This window comes from Roseivivax sp. CAU 1761, from assembly GCF_054482755.1.
The window spans coordinates 71,541-86,153 of sequence record NZ_JBTLRM010000001.1; the positions used below are offsets into that span (position 1 = coordinate 71,541).

At 70.5% G+C, this 14,613-nt stretch carries 13 protein-coding genes; 3 read left to right on the forward strand and 10 right to left on the reverse strand.

Features of this window, described 5'->3' with window-relative positions:
• Positions 1 to 32 precede the first annotated feature (32 nt).
• Genes dctP through ACXYMW_RS00360 form a run of 3 tightly spaced genes read right to left on the reverse strand, consistent with a single transcriptional unit; the run spans position 33 to position 2,968 of the window.
• Entirely contained in the window at positions 33 to 1,127 is a 1,095-nt protein-coding gene (gene dctP / locus ACXYMW_RS00350) for a TRAP transporter substrate-binding protein DctP (RefSeq protein WP_459033294.1), read from the reverse strand.
• Between the two features lie 19 nt (positions 1,128 to 1,146).
• Complete coding sequence (locus ACXYMW_RS00355) at positions 1,147 to 2,472, reverse strand: TRAP transporter large permease (protein ID WP_459033295.1); 1,326 nt, start codon at positions 2,470 to 2,472, stop codon at positions 1,147 to 1,149.
• A complete protein-coding gene (locus tag ACXYMW_RS00360) occupies positions 2,462 to 2,968 on the reverse strand; it encodes a TRAP transporter small permease subunit (RefSeq protein ID WP_459033296.1) in 507 nt (168 codons plus the stop codon). Before ACXYMW_RS00360 ends, ACXYMW_RS00355 begins: the two co-directional genes overlap by 11 nt.
• Before the next feature lie 514 nt (positions 2,969 to 3,482).
• Between ACXYMW_RS00360 and ACXYMW_RS00365 the strand changes: the two genes are divergently transcribed.
• The 3 genes from ACXYMW_RS00365 to ACXYMW_RS00375 all read left to right on the forward strand — a co-directional run bounded on the left by ACXYMW_RS00365 (position 3,483) and on the right by ACXYMW_RS00375 (position 6,981).
• A complete protein-coding gene (locus ACXYMW_RS00365; protein WP_459033297.1) occupies positions 3,483 to 4,592 on the forward strand; it encodes a hypothetical protein in 1,110 nt (369 codons plus the stop codon).
• A gap of 183 nt (positions 4,593 to 4,775) precedes the next feature.
• Positions 4,776 to 5,816 (forward strand): hypothetical protein, encoded by a 1,041-nt coding sequence (locus ACXYMW_RS00370; protein WP_459033298.1) that lies wholly within the window; start codon positions 4,776 to 4,778, stop codon positions 5,814 to 5,816.
• Between the two features lie 16 nt (positions 5,817 to 5,832).
• Positions 5,833 to 6,981, forward strand: a complete 1,149-nt coding sequence (locus ACXYMW_RS00375) for a GNAT family N-acetyltransferase (RefSeq protein ID WP_459033299.1) — start codon at positions 5,833 to 5,835, stop codon at positions 6,979 to 6,981.
• Between the two features lie 25 nt (positions 6,982 to 7,006).
• Here the strand turns inward: ACXYMW_RS00375 and ACXYMW_RS00380 are convergent, their stop codons facing one another.
• The 7 genes from ACXYMW_RS00380 to ACXYMW_RS00410 form a co-directional block, all read right to left on the reverse strand.
• Positions 7,007 to 8,476, reverse strand: coding sequence for a mannitol dehydrogenase family protein (locus ACXYMW_RS00380; RefSeq protein ID WP_459033300.1), 1,470 nt, complete (start codon positions 8,474 to 8,476; stop codon positions 7,007 to 7,009).
• 109 nt (positions 8,477 to 8,585) lie between these two features.
• Complete coding sequence (locus ACXYMW_RS00385) at positions 8,586 to 9,590, reverse strand: ABC transporter ATP-binding protein (RefSeq protein ID WP_459033301.1); 1,005 nt, start codon at positions 9,588 to 9,590, stop codon at positions 8,586 to 8,588.
• Between the two features lie 13 nt (positions 9,591 to 9,603).
• Positions 9,604 to 10,434, reverse strand: coding sequence for a carbohydrate ABC transporter permease (locus tag ACXYMW_RS00390; RefSeq protein WP_459033302.1), 831 nt, complete (start codon positions 10,432 to 10,434; stop codon positions 9,604 to 9,606).
• A gap of 64 nt (positions 10,435 to 10,498) precedes the next feature.
• A complete protein-coding gene (locus ACXYMW_RS00395; protein WP_459033303.1) occupies positions 10,499 to 11,371 on the reverse strand; it encodes a carbohydrate ABC transporter permease in 873 nt (290 codons plus the stop codon).
• 95 nt (positions 11,372 to 11,466) lie between these two features.
• Positions 11,467 to 12,789, reverse strand: a complete 1,323-nt coding sequence (locus tag ACXYMW_RS00400; RefSeq protein ID WP_459033304.1) for an ABC transporter substrate-binding protein — start codon at positions 12,787 to 12,789, stop codon at positions 11,467 to 11,469.
• Positions 12,790 to 12,983: 194 nt separating this feature from the next.
• The gene (locus ACXYMW_RS00405) at positions 12,984 to 13,925 is read right to left on the reverse strand and encodes a sugar-binding transcriptional regulator (RefSeq protein ID WP_459033305.1); all 942 of its coding nucleotides are present in this window, start codon (positions 13,923 to 13,925) and stop codon (positions 12,984 to 12,986) included.
• Positions 13,906 to 14,607, reverse strand: a complete 702-nt coding sequence (locus tag ACXYMW_RS00410) for an HAD family hydrolase (protein ID WP_459033306.1) — start codon at positions 14,605 to 14,607, stop codon at positions 13,906 to 13,908. Before ACXYMW_RS00410 ends, ACXYMW_RS00405 begins: the two co-directional genes overlap by 20 nt.
• Positions 14,608 to 14,613: the final 6 nt, after the last annotated feature.

A 14,613-nucleotide genomic window follows, 5' to 3' on the forward strand; every position in this document is an offset into this window, starting at 1 on the left:
CGGCGCGCGCGCCCGGCGGCGCGTGCGGGCGATCAGCCCTCGGAGCAGGCGCGCAGCTCGTCGGCCGACGGGCCGTCCGGCGTGCGGCCGAGGTTGAACGGCGCCGAGGCCTCGCGCCACTGCGCGTAATCGCCGAGATACTCGACCATCGACAGGTAGACCTTGGCGGCGGACGGGTTCTCGCAGGAGACCTCGACGATCACCTCGTTGGCGACCTTCTGCACCTCGGCCAGCGCCTCGTCGGAATAGCGGTCGATCTGCACCGCCTCGTCCCACTTGGCATAGGCCTCGGTGGCGCGCTTCTCGGTGAAGGCCAGCGACCACATCATGGTGGCGTCGGCGGCGATCTCCAGCTTCTCCTGGGCCTCGGGGCTCAGCGCGTCCCAGGCCTGCTTGTTGATGGCGACGCCGAAGACCGAGGCGGACTGGTGCCAGCCCGGGGTCGACCAGTTGGTGGTCACCTGCTGGAAGCCCGCCGACCAGTCGACGTTCGGGGTCGAGAACTCGCCGCCGTCGATGACGCCACGCTCGAGCGCCTGGTAGACCTCGCCGCCGGCCATCGAGACCTGGCTGCCGCCCAGACGCTCCAGGATGCGGCCCTGCTCGTTGCCCGAGACGCGCAGCCGCATGCCCTCGAGATCCTCGAGCGTCACCAGCTGCTTGTTGGTGTGGAAGCCGCTTTCGTTGTTGGTCACGCCGTAGGGCAGGTAGACCATGCCGAACTGGCCGTAGACCTCGTCATAGAGCGCGTCGCCGCCCCATTCGTTGATCCAGTTGACGTAGTCCACGGCGTTGAACAGCGACGGCGTGGTGGCCAGCGGGGTGAAGGCGGCGTCGCGGCCGGCCCAGTAGCCCGGCCAGTCGGCGCCGGCCTGCACGGTGCCGGACTGCACCGCGCCGAAGACCTCGCCGGCGGGGACCAGGCTGCCGCCCTCGAAGAACTCGATGGTCAGCTCGTCGCCGACCAGCTTGTTGGCGAGCTCGACGAACTTCTTGTCGAACTCGATGAGCTCCAGCGACGACGGCCAGGTGGTGGTCATGGTCCAGGTCTGCTGGGCCTCGGCGGCGACGCCGAAGCCGGTGGCCAGGGCCGTCGCGGCGGCCAGAGTCTTGAACGTGTCAGTCATCCGTATCTCCCTTTTTGGATTACTGCGTGTAGAGAAGTTCGGGCAGCCAGGTCACCGTCTCGGGGACCAGCGCCACGACGATGCACATCAGCACGATGAGCGCGATGAAGGGCATCACGCCGGCGATGATGTGGGTGGTCTTGACCTCCTTCGGCGCGATGGCGCGCAGGTAGAACAGCGCGTAGCCGAAGGGTGGCGTCAGGAACGAGGTCTGCAGCACCACCGCCATCAGCACCACGAACCACAGGAGGTTCACGCCCTCCATCTCCTGCACGATGGGCAGGAAGATCGGGAAGCTCAGCAGCACGATGCCGGTCCAGTCGAGGAAGGCGCCGAGGATGAAGACGATCAGCATCATCACGGTGAGCAGCATCCACGGCTCCATGTCGAGCCCGCGGATGATCTCCTGCGTGGCGCGCAGGCCGCCGGTGATGTTGAAGACCCCGGTGAAGGCGGTGGCGCCCACCACGATGAAGAGGATCATCGCGCTGGTCTTACCGGTCTCCTTCAGCGCGTCGTAGAAGGAGGGCAGGGTGAAGCGGCCGCGGGCGATGACAATGACCAGCGCCAGCGCGGCGCCGATCGCCGAGGCCTCGGTGGCGGTGGCGATGCCGGCCAGCAGCGAGCCCAGGATGCCGAAGATCAGGAGCAGCGGCGGCACCGCCTCCTTCATCAGCATCAGGTAGAGGTCGCGGCGCGGCGGCATGTCGTCGGGATGCACCGACGGCGCCATGTCGGGCCGGATCACCGCCAGGATCGCCACCCAGACCGCGTAGAGGATGCCGAGCGCCACGCCCGGGATCATCGCCCCGGCAAAGAGCTCGCCCACCGAGAGCGGCGAATAGGAGGCCATCAGGATCAGCATGATCGAGGGCGGGATCAGGATGCCGAGGCAGCCCGAGGCGGCGATCACCCCGGTCGTGAGCGTCGGCGAATAGCCGTTCGACAGCATCGGGCGCAGCGCCATCACCCCCATCACGGTGATCGAGGCGCCGATGATGCCGGTGGTCGCGGCGAGCAGGATGGAGATGAACACCACCGCCAGCGCCAGGCCGCCGCGGACGTTCGACATCAACAGCCGCAGGCTCTCGAACATCTTATCGGTGACGCCCGAATTGGACAGGAACTGCGCCATCAGCACGAAGAGCGGGATGGCGATCAGGGTGTAATTGTCGAGCACGTCGCCGAAGATGCGGTTGATGACGATGCCCAGCACCATGGTCTTGCCGGCGATCACCGCGCCCAGCACCGCGGTGCCGCCCAGCACGAAGGCCAGCGGGTGGCCCATCATCAGGCCCACCACCAGCAGGCCGAACATCACCAGCGCGATCGTTTCACCGCCCATGGGCCAGCTCCTCTTTGCGGGGGCCGAGCACGACCTTGAGCACCTCGCTGACGCCCTGGATCAGCAGCAGCGCGGCGCCCAGGCAGAGCGCCGCCTTGAGCGGGTAGACCGGCACCGCCACGGCGCCGTAGGTGACCTCGCCCTGGGCCCAGGAGGTGCGGGCGAATTCGAAGGACCGCATGGTGAAGACCCAGGTGAAGGGAAAGAAGAAGATCAGGTAGCCGGCGATGTCGACGATCCGCGCCAGCATCGGCCCGAAGCGTTCGGTCAGCAGGTCGACCCGGACATGCGCCTGGTGGCGCAGCGCGTAGCCGCCGAGCAGGATGAAGTAGAAGCCGAAGATCTGTTTCGACACGTCGAAGGCCCAGCGGGTGGGCGCGTTGAAGACGTATCGCATGATCACGTCGTAGATGATGATTCCGGCGAACACGATCGCCAGGATGACGACGACACGTCCGACAACCTCGTTGATCGCGTCGATGGCGCGAATGAGCACGGTCCCGCTCTCCTCCCTTGAGCCGCGCGGCCGAACGGCCGCGAATTCGGCGGCAAGCTGTCACCAAAGCCAAGCATCTGCAACTGCATGCAAGCCACACCTGACGCAAGGGCAGGGTTCGGTTTTGGCGGCCTTCGCCGTCCGCGCAGGCGCCGCGGGGCAGGGCTGGCGGATTCCGCCGCGGTTTCGGCAACCGGGGCGCCCGGGCGCGGCGGGCGCGCGCCGGGTCCGGGGCAGCGCGATTCGGGGCGCGGCCGCCCGGACGGTTGGGCGGGACGGCCCGCCGCGTCCGGCCGCTCCGGGTCGCGTCCCGGTCTCTGCCGGGACAATCGCGCCGCCCCGCGGCCATTGTTTTCGATCCCCGCCCAATCCGCCGGGTTTCCGACACGTCTTCGCTTTCGCATCTCCCCTTTCCGGCGGTTCCGCCTAGACTGCCCCGACCCCCCTCCGGCCCGGCCCGGATCGTGGCGCCGCCGAGGGGACAAGCGCAGTTCATCAGCGGGATCGGAGCGGCATGGCGAGGGATTGGACGTCGAAGAGCAAGGCCACCGCCGGCGGCACGGGCGGCACCGGCGGCGTAGGCCGGTCGGGAGACGGCGGCGGCAAGAGCTACCACAATGGCGGGATCGAGGGGCCGGGCCTGTCGGCCTGGTACGACGCGCATCTCGCGGAGGCGATGGCGGGCACGGACGGTTCGGCGGGCGCCGGGACCGCCGAGGCGCTGACGGTGCTCGATCTCAGCGATGCCGGGGCGGTCTCCGTGATCAACCTGACGACCGACCCGGTGACCGGCGCGCAGTCGGGCACCGTGGAGTTTCTCGGCGCCGGTGGCAGCCCGGTGGGCTGGGGCCATTTCGAGGGCATCGACGAGATCCTGCTGCCCGAGGACCCGAATGCGGTCTTCTACACCGAGGCCGATCTCGAGGTCATCGGCGCGCATGGCCCGGGCCAGCCGGTCAAGGTCGCGCTCACCAGCTTCATCCGCTCCGAGACGCCGGAGACCGGCGGCACGAGGGGCTCCGGCTCGGGCGGCACGAAGGGCTCGGGTTCGGGCGGCACCAAGGGCTCCGGTTCGGGTGGCACCCGGGGCTCCGGTTCGGGTGGCACAAGGGGCTCCGGGTCGGGTGGCACGAAGGGCTCCGGCTCGGGCGGCACCAAGGGCTCGGGCTCCGGCGGCACCCGAGGCTCCGGGTCGGGTGGCACCAAGGGCTCGGGTTCCGGCGGCACCAAGGGCTCCGGGTCGGGCGGCACCAAGGGCTCGGGGTCCGGCGGCACCAGGGGCTCGGGCTCGGGCGGCACCAAGGGCTCCGGGTCGGGTGGCACGAAGGGCTCCGCTTCGGGTGGCACGAAGGGCTCCGCTTCGGGTAGCACCAGGGGCTCCGGGTCCAGTGGCACCAAGAGCTCCGGGTCGGGTGGCACGAAAGGCTCCGGTTCCGGCGGCACGAAAGGGACGGGCGGCGCGGACGAGGGCGGCGGCAAGGCCTGGAGCCTGCCGGCCTTCCGCCATCACCCGGACGACCTGACCGCCGAGGATGTCGAGGGTCTCCTGATCGCCTGCGACGACGGCGAGGATGGATCGCGGGGCACCGGCTGGGACGACGGGATGGGCGATCCGGGCGCCTGACCTGCGGCCCGGCGCTGTCGCGACGGCCCGCCTCCGGTGCGGGCCGCCGGCATATCCGCACCATGAAAACTTGCGCTTTTCACCGCCAATCCGCCGCACTCGCCGGGCATCCTGGCCGCCCGCCCGGGCCCCCGTCCGGGCCCGGAACGGAGCCCGGACGTGAGCCCTGACAGCCGCCCAGACATGCCCGCAGACGCGCGGCCCCGCCCGCGCCGCCGGAAAGGCCGCCGGCTGGCCGCGATCGTCGCTGCGGCGGAGGCGCAGTTCGGCGCCAGGGTGACCCGGGTGGAGACGCCGGGCGGCGAGGGCCGGGCGAGCTGCCGGCTGTATCTCGGCGACCGGGCGGTGATCGCGACCCGGCGGCCGAACTTCCGCCGCGCCCATCTCGAGGCGCATGTGCTCGACCGCCTCTCCGGGCGCTGTGCCGACGTGCCCGAGTGCCTCGGCGTGGCGGGCGAGGTGGTGTTTCAGTCCGATGTCGGCACCCGCCGCCTGAACCAGGAGATCGCCCGCGCCCCCGCTTCGCGGCGCCGCGCCCTGGCCGAGCAGGCGGTGGCGGCGATCTTGCGCATTCAGGCCGCGGCCGGGCAGGCCGGGCTGGACCGGACGCTGCCGCATCTCGGGGCGAATCGCGCCTGGATCGAGAATTTCGTCGATGCCCGCGCGGCGCTTGCGCCGTTCTCGGACGGTCGCGCGGCCGGCATCGATCGCGCCCGGCTCTGCGAGGCGGTGGCGGCGGGGCCGCAGCGCTTCGTGAAGTGGGATTGCCGCGCCGGCAACGCCGCGCTCGGTGCCGACGGACGCCTGCGCTGGTTCGATTTCGAGTATTGCGGCCTGCGCCACGGCGCCGAGGATCTGGCCTGGCTGATCGGCGACGAGGCCTGGCCGCTGCCGCCGGAGGTCATGCAGGAGGTGGTCGGGGACGCGCTCGACGCCGGCGGCGTCGCGGACCGCGACGCCTATCTCGACTACCTGTCGGTCTATCTGACGCTGCATTGCGTTCAGCGCCTCAAGCTGATCGTCAAGGAGGTGGGCAAGCGCGGCTGGTTGTCGAAGGCCCGGATCCGCCGCTACGACGATGCCGGGCTGCACCCGGAATTCGCGGCGCAGCTCTGCCGGACGGCGGCGCATTTCGGGGACCGCAGGGCGCTGACCCGGCCCCTGGCGCGGGATTTCGAGCAGGCCGCGCAGATGTTCGAGACGATCCTACGGGAGGCGGCGTGAGCGCCGGAGCGGGACGATGAACCAGATGAGCGTGCAGGGCCGTGACGACGAGGACCGGATCGCGGTGGAGGTCGTCGATACCGGGGCCGGCCTCGCGGAGCTGCGCCGCGACTGGGAGGCGCTGTACCGGCAGGACCCGGACGCCAATGCCTTCCTGTCCTGGAGCTGGCTCAGCGCGGCCTTCCGCGCCCATCCGCTGCGGTGGACGGTGCTGGCGGCGCGCGACCGGGAGAGCGGCCGGCTGCTCGGACTTTTGCCCTTGAAGAACCGCGTGCACTGGAGCGGCTCGCGGCAGCGTTTCGAGACCGAGCTCGAGGGCGGCGGGCGGCTGGTGCTGAGCCCCAGAACTGGCCTGCTCTGCGATCCGGTGGCCGAACGCGGCGCGGTGCGGGCGCTGGCCCGCGAGGCCCTGGGCCTGCCCTGGACCCGCCTGACGCTGGCCTATGTCGCGCCCACGCCGCGCATGGCGCTCCTGGCCGAGATGCTGGCGGCCGGCGGCGCGGAGATCAGCTGGTCCGGCGGCACGGACGCGGACGCGCCGGCGAAATACACCGATCTCGTGGTGTCGCTGCCCGAGGATGCACGCAGCCTCGCCGCCGCGGCCCCGGCGCTGCCCGAGGGGATCGCGCTCCGCCGGCTCAAGGGCGGTGCGGCCGAATCCGCCTTCGATGCGCTGATCGCCGCCGCCGGGGCCGAGGGCGACCGGCGCGCCCTGCGCCGGCTCTCGGGCTACCGCGCCGCGCTGGCGACGGCGCGGGCCAGCGACCGGCTGATGGCGATGGCGGCTTTGCGCGGCGACGCGGTGGTCGCCATGGCGGTGCACGTCACCGACGACCTGTTCGGCGAGGTGGTGCGCCTGACCTCGCACGCGCCGCGGGACGATTTGCGCGACGCGCTGACCTTCGCGACCCTGGTCCGGGCCGCCGAGCAGGGCTTTCTGGCCTACGATTTCGGCCGCGACCAGGCCGCGCGGCCGGCGCATCTGCTGGTCGATGCGGAGCCCGCCGTCGATCTGTCCGCCCGCCGCGACCCGGCGGATCCGGGCCTCGTGCTCGACATCCAGACCACCGGACTGGCGCTGGAGCGGATGCAGCGCTTCCTGCGCGACGGCAAGATCGCGGCGGCCGAGGCCGGCTGCGCGCAGCTCCGCGCGCTCTTTGCCTGACGCCGGGCCGGCGCGGCGGCCGGACTCAGCCGAGATAGGATTTCAGCGTCGCCTCGGTGCCGTCGCGCCAGAGCCGCGTCAGCCAGCCCGCGAAGGCGTCGGCGAAGATCCTGTCGCGCGCCAGGTCGCCGTAGACGTCGCGCTGCTCGAGCCAGGTGTGCGGCGCCTCGCGCGCCGCCGCCGCGCGCGCGGTCAGCCGGTCCCAGGCGGGATCGTTGGCCGCGATCTCGGCGCCGCTCTCGGTGCGGCCGGCGCAGTAGCGGCACCACAGCGCCGAGAGCAGCGCCAGGCCGCTGACCGGCACCCCGCCGGCGCGGCTGTCGCGGATCGACGGCACGATGAATTTCGGCTGCCGGTTCGAGCCGTCGAAGCAGAGCCGGCGCACCGTGTCCTCGACCGCCGGGTTGCTGACCCGGGTCTCGATCAGGTCGAGATAGGCCTCCGGCGTGTAGCCCGGCACCGGCGCGACATGCGGCAGCACCTCCTCGGTCTCGACCTTGCGGAAGAACGCCCCGATCAGCGGGTGGCGCATCGCGTCGTGCACCATCTCCACGTCGAGAAGCCCGCCGGGATAGGCGATGATGGCGTGGCCGCCGTTCAGGATGCGGATCTTCATGCGCTCGAAGGCGTGCACGTCCGAGGTCAGGGTCACCCCGGCCTCCTCGAAGCGCGGCCGGCCGGCGGTAAAGGCATCCTCGAGCACCCATTGCCGGAACGGCTCGCAGGTCACCGGCACCGGGTCGTCGAGGCCGAGCCGCCGGGCCAGGGCGCGCTCGCGGTCGCCGGTGGCCGGGGTGATGCGGTCGACCATGGCGTTAGGGAAGGCGACCGTCTCGGCGATCCAGGCGGCGAGGCGGTCGTCGCTCTGGCCGGCCGTGCCGACCACCGCGTCGCGGGTCACCGCGCCGTTGCCGGGCAGGTTGTCGCAGGACATCACGGTGAAGGGCGCGTGCCCGGCCTCCCGCCGCGCCCGGAGCGCCGCCACGATGGCGCCGAACACCGTGGCCGGGGTCTCGGGGGTCGCCGCATCGGCGCGGATGTCGGGATGGTCGGGGTCGAAGGTGCCGGTATCGGCATCGACGTAATAGCCGCCCTCGGTCACGGTGAGCGACACGATGCGGGTCGCGGGATCGGCCATGCGGGCGATCAACGGCGCGTTGTCGGCGGCCACCGGCGCGAAATCGGTCATCGCGCCGACGATCCGCGGCCGGGCCGTCCCGGCCTCGAGCTCGATCACCGTCGAGAGGCAGTCCTGGTCCAGCAGCAGGGCGCGCATCCGGGCATCCGGCGCCCGCACCCCGGCGCCGCAGATCGCCCAGTCATGGTCGAGCCCGCGGCCGAACAGGTCGTCCAGATAGACCGCCTGGTGGGCGCGGTGGAAATTGCCCAGCCCGACATGCACGATCCCCGGCGTGAGGCGGGCGCGGTCATAGGCGGGGCCGGTGACGCCTTCGGGCAGGGCCCCGAGCGCGGCGTTGGACAGACGAAGAGCCATGGTCGAACCTTTCGGGCGAACAGGGGGGCCGGGCCGCGGCGGGCCGCGTCCGGTCGGGGGGCTGCGGCGGCGCTCCCGGCCGGTGCGGCGGCCGGGGCGGGGCCCGGGGTCAGGCGACCCGCAGGCCCTGCGCGTCGAAGCGATGGATGCAGTCGGGATCGGGGGTGAGCCAGATCGTGTCGCCGTGATGCAGGCCGACTTCGCCGCTGGCGCGCACCGTCATCGGCTCCTCGCGGCCGTCGAGATGGACGTGGAAGAAGGTGTCCGATCCCAGATGCTCGGCGACCCCGACGGTGCCCTTCCAGGCGCCCTCGGTGGCGGAATGGCGGATGTGCTCGGGGCGGATGCCGATGGTCTGGGCGCCGTGCCCGGCGGCCGCGGCGCCGTCGAGGAAGTTCATCCTGGGCGATCCGATGAAGCCCGCCACGAACAGGTTGCGCGGCTGGCGGTAGAGCTCCAGCGGACTGCCCACCTGCTCGATATGGCCGGCGCGCAGCACCACGATCTTGTCGGCCATGGTCATCGCCTCGACCTGGTCGTGGGTGACGTAGACCATGGTCGTGTCGAGCCGCGTGTGCAGCTCCGAGATCTCCAGCCGCATCCCCACCCGGAGCGCCGCGTCGAGGTTGGAGAGCGGCTCGTCGAAGAGGAAGGCGGCCGGTTCGCGGACGATGGCGCGGCCGATCGCGACGCGCTGGCGCTGGCCGCCCGAGAGCTGGCCGGGGCGGCGGTCGAGGTAGTCGGTGAGGTTGAGGGCGCGCGCCGCCGCCTCGATGCGGCGGGTCTGCTCGTCCTGCGGCACGCCGGCCATCTTCATCGGGAAGGCGATGTTCTTGCGCACGCTCATATGCGGGTAGAGCGCGTAGGACTGGAACACCATGGCCAGGCGGCGCTTGGCCGGGGGCAGGTCGGTGGCCTCGGTGCCGTCGATCCGGATGGTGCCGGAGGTGACGTCCTCGAGCCCGGCGATCAGCCGCAGCAGGGTCGACTTGCCGCAGCCCGAGGGGCCGACGAAGACCACGAACTCGCCATCTTCGATCTCGAGGTTGAGGGGCGGGATGACCTCGACCTCGCCGAAGGCCTTGGTGACGTTTTCGAGCGTGATGCGTCCCATTGTCCGGAACTCCTTATTTGACCGCGCCGAAGGTGAGACCGCGCACCAGCTGCTTCTGGCTGAACCAGCCCATGATCAGGATGGGCGCGATGGCCATCGTCGAGGCGGCGGAGAGCTTGGCGTAGAAGAGGCCTTCGGGGCTCGAATACGACGCGATGAAGGCGGTGAGGGGGGCCGCCGTGGCGGCGGTGAGGTTGAGCGTCCAGAACGCCTCGTTCCAGGCCAGGATGATGTTCAGCAGCATCGTCGAGGCGATGCCCGGCACCGCCATCGGCAGCAGCACGTAGAGCACCTCGGAGCGCAGCGAGGCCCCGTCCATGCGCGCCGCCTCGAGGATGTCGCCGGGGATCTCGCGGAAGTAGGTGTAGAGCATCCAGACGATGATCGGCAGGTTGATCAGGGTCAGCACGATGATCAGCCCGATGCGGCTGTCGAGCAGGCCGACATCGCGGAAGATCAGGTAGATCGGCACCAGCACGCCGACCGGCGGCAGCATCTTGGTGCTGAGCATCCACATCAGCACGTCCTTGGTGCGCCGCCCCGGCACGAAGGCCATCGCCCAGGCCGCCGGGATGGCGATGATCAGGCCGATCACCGTGGAGCCCACCGAGATGATCACCGAGTTCCAGAAATGCCGGAAATAGTCCGAGCGCTCCTGCACCGCGGCATAGTTCTCCAGCGTCCAGTCGAAGTTCAGAAACAGCGGCGGATCGGCGATGGCCTGCGCCTCGGTCTTGAAGCTGGTCAGCACGGTCCAGAGGATCGGGAAGAAGATCAGCAGCCCGAGGCTCCAGGCGATGGCGGTGTTGACGGCCTTGCGGCTCGGTTTGACGGCACGGGCCATGTCGGTCCCCTTCTGGCGGATGCGGACCGGGCGCGGTCCGCGCGGTTCCAATGCGTGCCCGCGTTCAGGCGTCGAGGTTCTTGCCGATCATCCGCATCAGGAAGATCGCGACGATGTTGGCGAGGATGATGGCGACCACGCCGCCGGCCGAGCCGGTGCCGACATCGAAGCGCAGCAGGCTCTCGGCGTAGACGAGGTAGGTCAGGTTTGTGGACGCGGTGCCGGGCCCGCCATTGGTGGTCACCAGGATCTCCGCGAAGATCGACAGGTGGAAGATGGTCTGGATCAGGATCACCACGGTGATCGACCGAGCGAGGTGCGGCAGGGCGATGTAGAAGAAGCGGGAGAACGGGCCGGCGCCGTCCATCTCGGCCGCCTCGAGCTGTTCGCTGTCGAGCGATTGCAGCGCGGTCAGCAGGATCAGCGTGGCAAAGGGCAGCCAAGTCCAGCTCACCATGCCGATGATCGACATCAGCGGCGCCTGGCTCAGGAAGTCGTAGGGCTGCAGGCCGAGCAGGTCGGCGATCCAGGCGAAGAGCCCGTTCACCGGGTTCATGAACATGTTCTTCCAGACCAGCGCCGAGACCGTGGGCATGACGAAGAACGGCGCGATCACCAGGATGCGCACGATGCCCTGGCCCCACATCGGCTGGTCGAGGAGCAGCGCGAAGAGGATGCCGCCGACGGTGGTGATCAGGAGCACGCCGCCGACCAGAAGCAGGGTGTTCACCAGGGCCGACTGGAACGTCGGGTCGGAGAGGAAATAGGCGTAGTTCTCGAAGCCCACGAAGGGGTTGGCGCCCGGCATCAGCAGGTTGTAGCGCAGCAGCGAGAAGTACAGGGTGAGGCCGAGCGGGATCAGCATCCAGCCCAGGAGCAGGATCACCGCCGGAGAGATCATCACGCGGGCCGCCGCGCGGGAATGCTGGGTCGCCATGGCGCACCTCGTCGGAACCGATCAGCGTTGCAAGGGGTCCGGCCCGTCACGGGCCGGACCGCGGGCGGCGGAAGGGGGCGCCGCCCGGGGAGGACCTACTTGAGGTAGCCGGCGCGGCTCATCTCGCGTTCGGTCAGCGACTGCGCCTGGGCCAGCGCCTGTTCGGCGTCGGTCTGCCCGGCCAGCGCCGCGGAGAAGGCCTGGCCGACGGCGGTGCCGATGCCCTGGAATTCCGGGATCGCGACGAACTGCACGCCGGTATAGGGCACCGGATCGACCGTCGGGTTGGTCGGGTCGGCGGCGTCGATCGACTGCATGGTCCTCTCGGCGAAGGGCGCCGCGGCGAGGTATTCCTCGTTCTCGTAGAGCGAGGTGCGGGTGCCCGGCGGAACGTTCGCCCAGCCCTCGTTCTCGGCCACCAGTTCGGTGTAGCCCTGGCCCGTCGCCCAGGAGATGAAGGTCTTGGCGGCCTCCTCGGCGTCGGTGCCAGACGGGATCGCCAGCGACCAGGCCCAGAGCCAGTTGGCGCGCTTCTCGACGCCTTCCTTGTTGGGCGCCATGGCGAAGCCGACCTTGTCGGCCACCGTGCTCTCGTCGGGGTTGGTGACGAAGGAGGCGGCCACCGTGGCGTCGATCCACATGCCGCACTTGCCCTGCTGGAACAGCGCCAGGTTCTCGTTGAAGCCGTTCGAGGCGGCGCCCGGCGGGCCGTAATTGTTCATCAGATCGAGATAGGTGGTCAGGGTCTCCTTCCACGCCTCGCTGTCGAATTGCGGCTGCCAGTTCTCGTCGAACCAGCGCGCGCCGAAGCTGTTCGACATGGCGGTCAGGAAGGCCGCGTTCTCGCCCCAGCCGGGCTTGCCGCGCAGGCAGATGCCGTAGATGCCGGCATCCTTGTCGGTCATCGCCTCGGCGGCCTTCTGGATGTCGGCCCAGGTCGGCTCGTCCGGCATCTCCATGCCGGCGGCTTCCATCAGGTCGGTGCGGTACATGACCATGGAGCTCTCGCCGTAGAACGGCGCGGCATAGAGCTTGCCGTCGACCGACAGGCCGGCCGCGATGGCGGGCAGGAAATCGTCCGGGTTCCAGTCCTCGGCCATGTCCTCGAGCGGCACCAGCCAGCCCTGGGCCGCCCAGATCGGAACCTCGTAAGTGCCGATGGTCATGACGTCGAACTGACCGCCCTTGGTGGCCACGTCCTGGGTCACGCGCTGGCGCAGCACGTTCTCCTCGAGCGTCACCCATTCCAGCGCGATGCCGGGGTGCTTCTCGGTGAAGTCGTCGGTCAGGCCCTGCATCCGGATCATGTCGCCGTTGTTCACGGTGGCGATGGTGAGCGTGGTGTCCTGGGCCGCTGCGGCAAAGGCCACGGTGGTCAAGGCCGTGGCGCCGCAGAGGGCGCGGATGGTGCTTGTCATGATGTCCTCCCTAGACATGAGCAAGTGCCCGTGTATCGAGCAGATGCTCACGAACCCGCGATTCGGTCAAGCCTGTTTTGTCCGCAGCCGCGGCCAAAGCGCGCGGCAATGCGGCGCCGAACGGGAATCCATTCGGCTTGCCAAGACGTTAACGTTTCGTTAAGATTTATCGGCGGGACCGCCTGCGGCGCCGGTCAGGCCAGCAGGGCGCGGGCGGTGATCTCGTCGGTGACGAGGTCGGTGATCAGCTCGCCGCGCAGCGCCGCGGCGAGCGCCGCAAGCTTCACCGGGCCGCCGCCGATGCAGAGCACGCGGCCGCTGGCCCGGCGCCCGACCGGCAGGTAGCCCGGGATCGGGTCGAAATAGCGCCCCTGCGCATCGAAGACATGGCCGCAGATCTCGCCCGCCGCGCCGGCGTCCTGCAGCGCCTCGAGGGTCTCGCGGGTCAGGAAGCCGTCGACGTAGAGCGGCGCGTCGTCGCCCATCTGGCCGATGCCCACGATGGTCAGGTCGGCGGCCTCGGCGACGGTGCTGGCGGTGCGCACATGGGGCAGGCCGCGATAGAGCGCCAGCTCCTCGGCATCACGCGCCATCACCGGCGCGGCCATCGGGAAATGCGGCGCCCCGACCCGGTCCGCCAGCCGCATGATGACCTCGTAGAACGAGGCCGAGCCGTCGGGCGAGACATTGCCGATCAGCGACACCAGCCGGTGATGCCGGCCCTCGCGGTTCTGCATCGCGTCGATCACCGCGCGCAGCGTCCGCCCGGTCCCCAGCGCGATGGTCAGCGACCGTTCGCCGGCAAAGATCGCGTCGAGTTCGGCCGCCGCCACCGGCACGATGGCGCGCTGCGCCTCGGCCCCGGCATCCGGGGCGACGCGCACGCGGGCCAGGCCGAAGCGCGTCTTAAGCCGCGCCTCGAGTTCCATGCAGGCGGTGATCGGGTGGTCGATGCGGACCCGCACCAGACCCTCGGCCATGGCGCGCGCCACCAGCCGCTGGGCGCGCTGGCGGGAAATGCCGAGCTCCTCGGCGACCCGGTCCTGGCGCATTCCGCCGACATAGTAGAGCCACGCCGCGCGGGCCGCCTGGTCGAGGGGCGAGGCTTCGAGGTCCTCAGGCGCGAGGCGGGTCATCGGGCGTATCGATCTCCGTGAAGGATGCGACAGCATCGCAAAACTCGGCGAAGGAGGCAATTCGGCGCTCCGGACGGGCGCCCGCGGGCAGCGGCGGCAGGCCCGCGGCGAAGTGGCTGCCGCCGGTGAAGTGCCAGGCCGGCATGCCCGCCGCGGCGGCGGCGAGCAGGCCGGGCCCGGAATCCTCGATCACCAGGCAGCGCTCCGGGGCGACCCCGGCGCGGGCCGCGGCGAGCAGGAAGAGATCCGGCGCGGGCTTGCCCTGCGCGACCTCGGAGGCGGTTGTCACGCGGCCCGAGAAGAAGCGCGCAAGCCCCGAGATTTCCAGCGTTTCCGCCACCCGGGCCGGGCTCGAACTGGTGGCGATGCAGCAGGGCAGGGCCAGCCGCTCCAGCGCCTCCGCGGCGCCCGGCATGGCCCGCAGCTCGCGCCGGAAGGCGGCCAGCAGGGCGGCGCGGTACTCGGCCTCGAAGCCCTCGGGCAGGGCGACCGCGAATTCCTCGCGGATGCGCGCTAGCACCACCGGGTAGGAGCGCCCGAGGAAATGCCGGGCGACATAGGGCTCGTCGATGGCGACGCCGTAATCCGCCAGCGCCGCCACCAGCATGCGGGCGCTGATCGTCTCGCTGTCCACGAGCACGCCGTCGAAATCGAAGATCACCAGGTCGGGGGTCTGCGTCATGCTGCC

Excerpts from the sequence above, each read along its gene's own strand:
- ACXYMW_RS00410 (WP_459033306.1), bottom strand. The coding sequence starts at position 14,607 with ATGACGCAGACCCCCGACCTGGTGATCTTCGATTTCGACGGCGTGCTC.
- dctP (WP_459033294.1), bottom strand. The coding sequence starts at position 1,127 with ATGACTGACACGTTCAAGACTCTGGCCGCCGCGACGGCCCTGGCCACC.
- ACXYMW_RS00385 (WP_459033301.1), bottom strand. The coding sequence starts at position 9,590 with ATGGGACGCATCACGCTCGAAAACGTCACCAAGGCCTTCGGCGAGGTC.
- ACXYMW_RS00400 (WP_459033304.1), bottom strand. The coding sequence starts at position 12,789 with ATGACAAGCACCATCCGCGCCCTCTGCGGCGCCACGGCCTTGACCACC.
- ACXYMW_RS00355 (WP_459033295.1), bottom strand. The coding sequence starts at position 2,472 with ATGGGCGGTGAAACGATCGCGCTGGTGATGTTCGGCCTGCTGGTGGTG.
- ACXYMW_RS00405 (WP_459033305.1), bottom strand. The coding sequence starts at position 13,925 with ATGACCCGCCTCGCGCCTGAGGACCTCGAAGCCTCGCCCCTCGACCAG.
- ACXYMW_RS00370 (WP_459033298.1), top strand. The coding sequence starts at position 4,776 with ATGCCCGCAGACGCGCGGCCCCGCCCGCGCCGCCGGAAAGGCCGCCGG.
- ACXYMW_RS00375 (WP_459033299.1), top strand. The coding sequence starts at position 5,833 with ATGAACCAGATGAGCGTGCAGGGCCGTGACGACGAGGACCGGATCGCG.
- ACXYMW_RS00395 (WP_459033303.1), bottom strand. The coding sequence starts at position 11,371 with ATGGCGACCCAGCATTCCCGCGCGGCGGCCCGCGTGATGATCTCTCCG.
- ACXYMW_RS00365 (WP_459033297.1), top strand. The coding sequence starts at position 3,483 with ATGGCGAGGGATTGGACGTCGAAGAGCAAGGCCACCGCCGGCGGCACG.
- ACXYMW_RS00390 (WP_459033302.1), bottom strand. The coding sequence starts at position 10,434 with ATGGCCCGTGCCGTCAAACCGAGCCGCAAGGCCGTCAACACCGCCATC.
- ACXYMW_RS00380 (WP_459033300.1), bottom strand. The coding sequence starts at position 8,476 with ATGGCTCTTCGTCTGTCCAACGCCGCGCTCGGGGCCCTGCCCGAAGGC.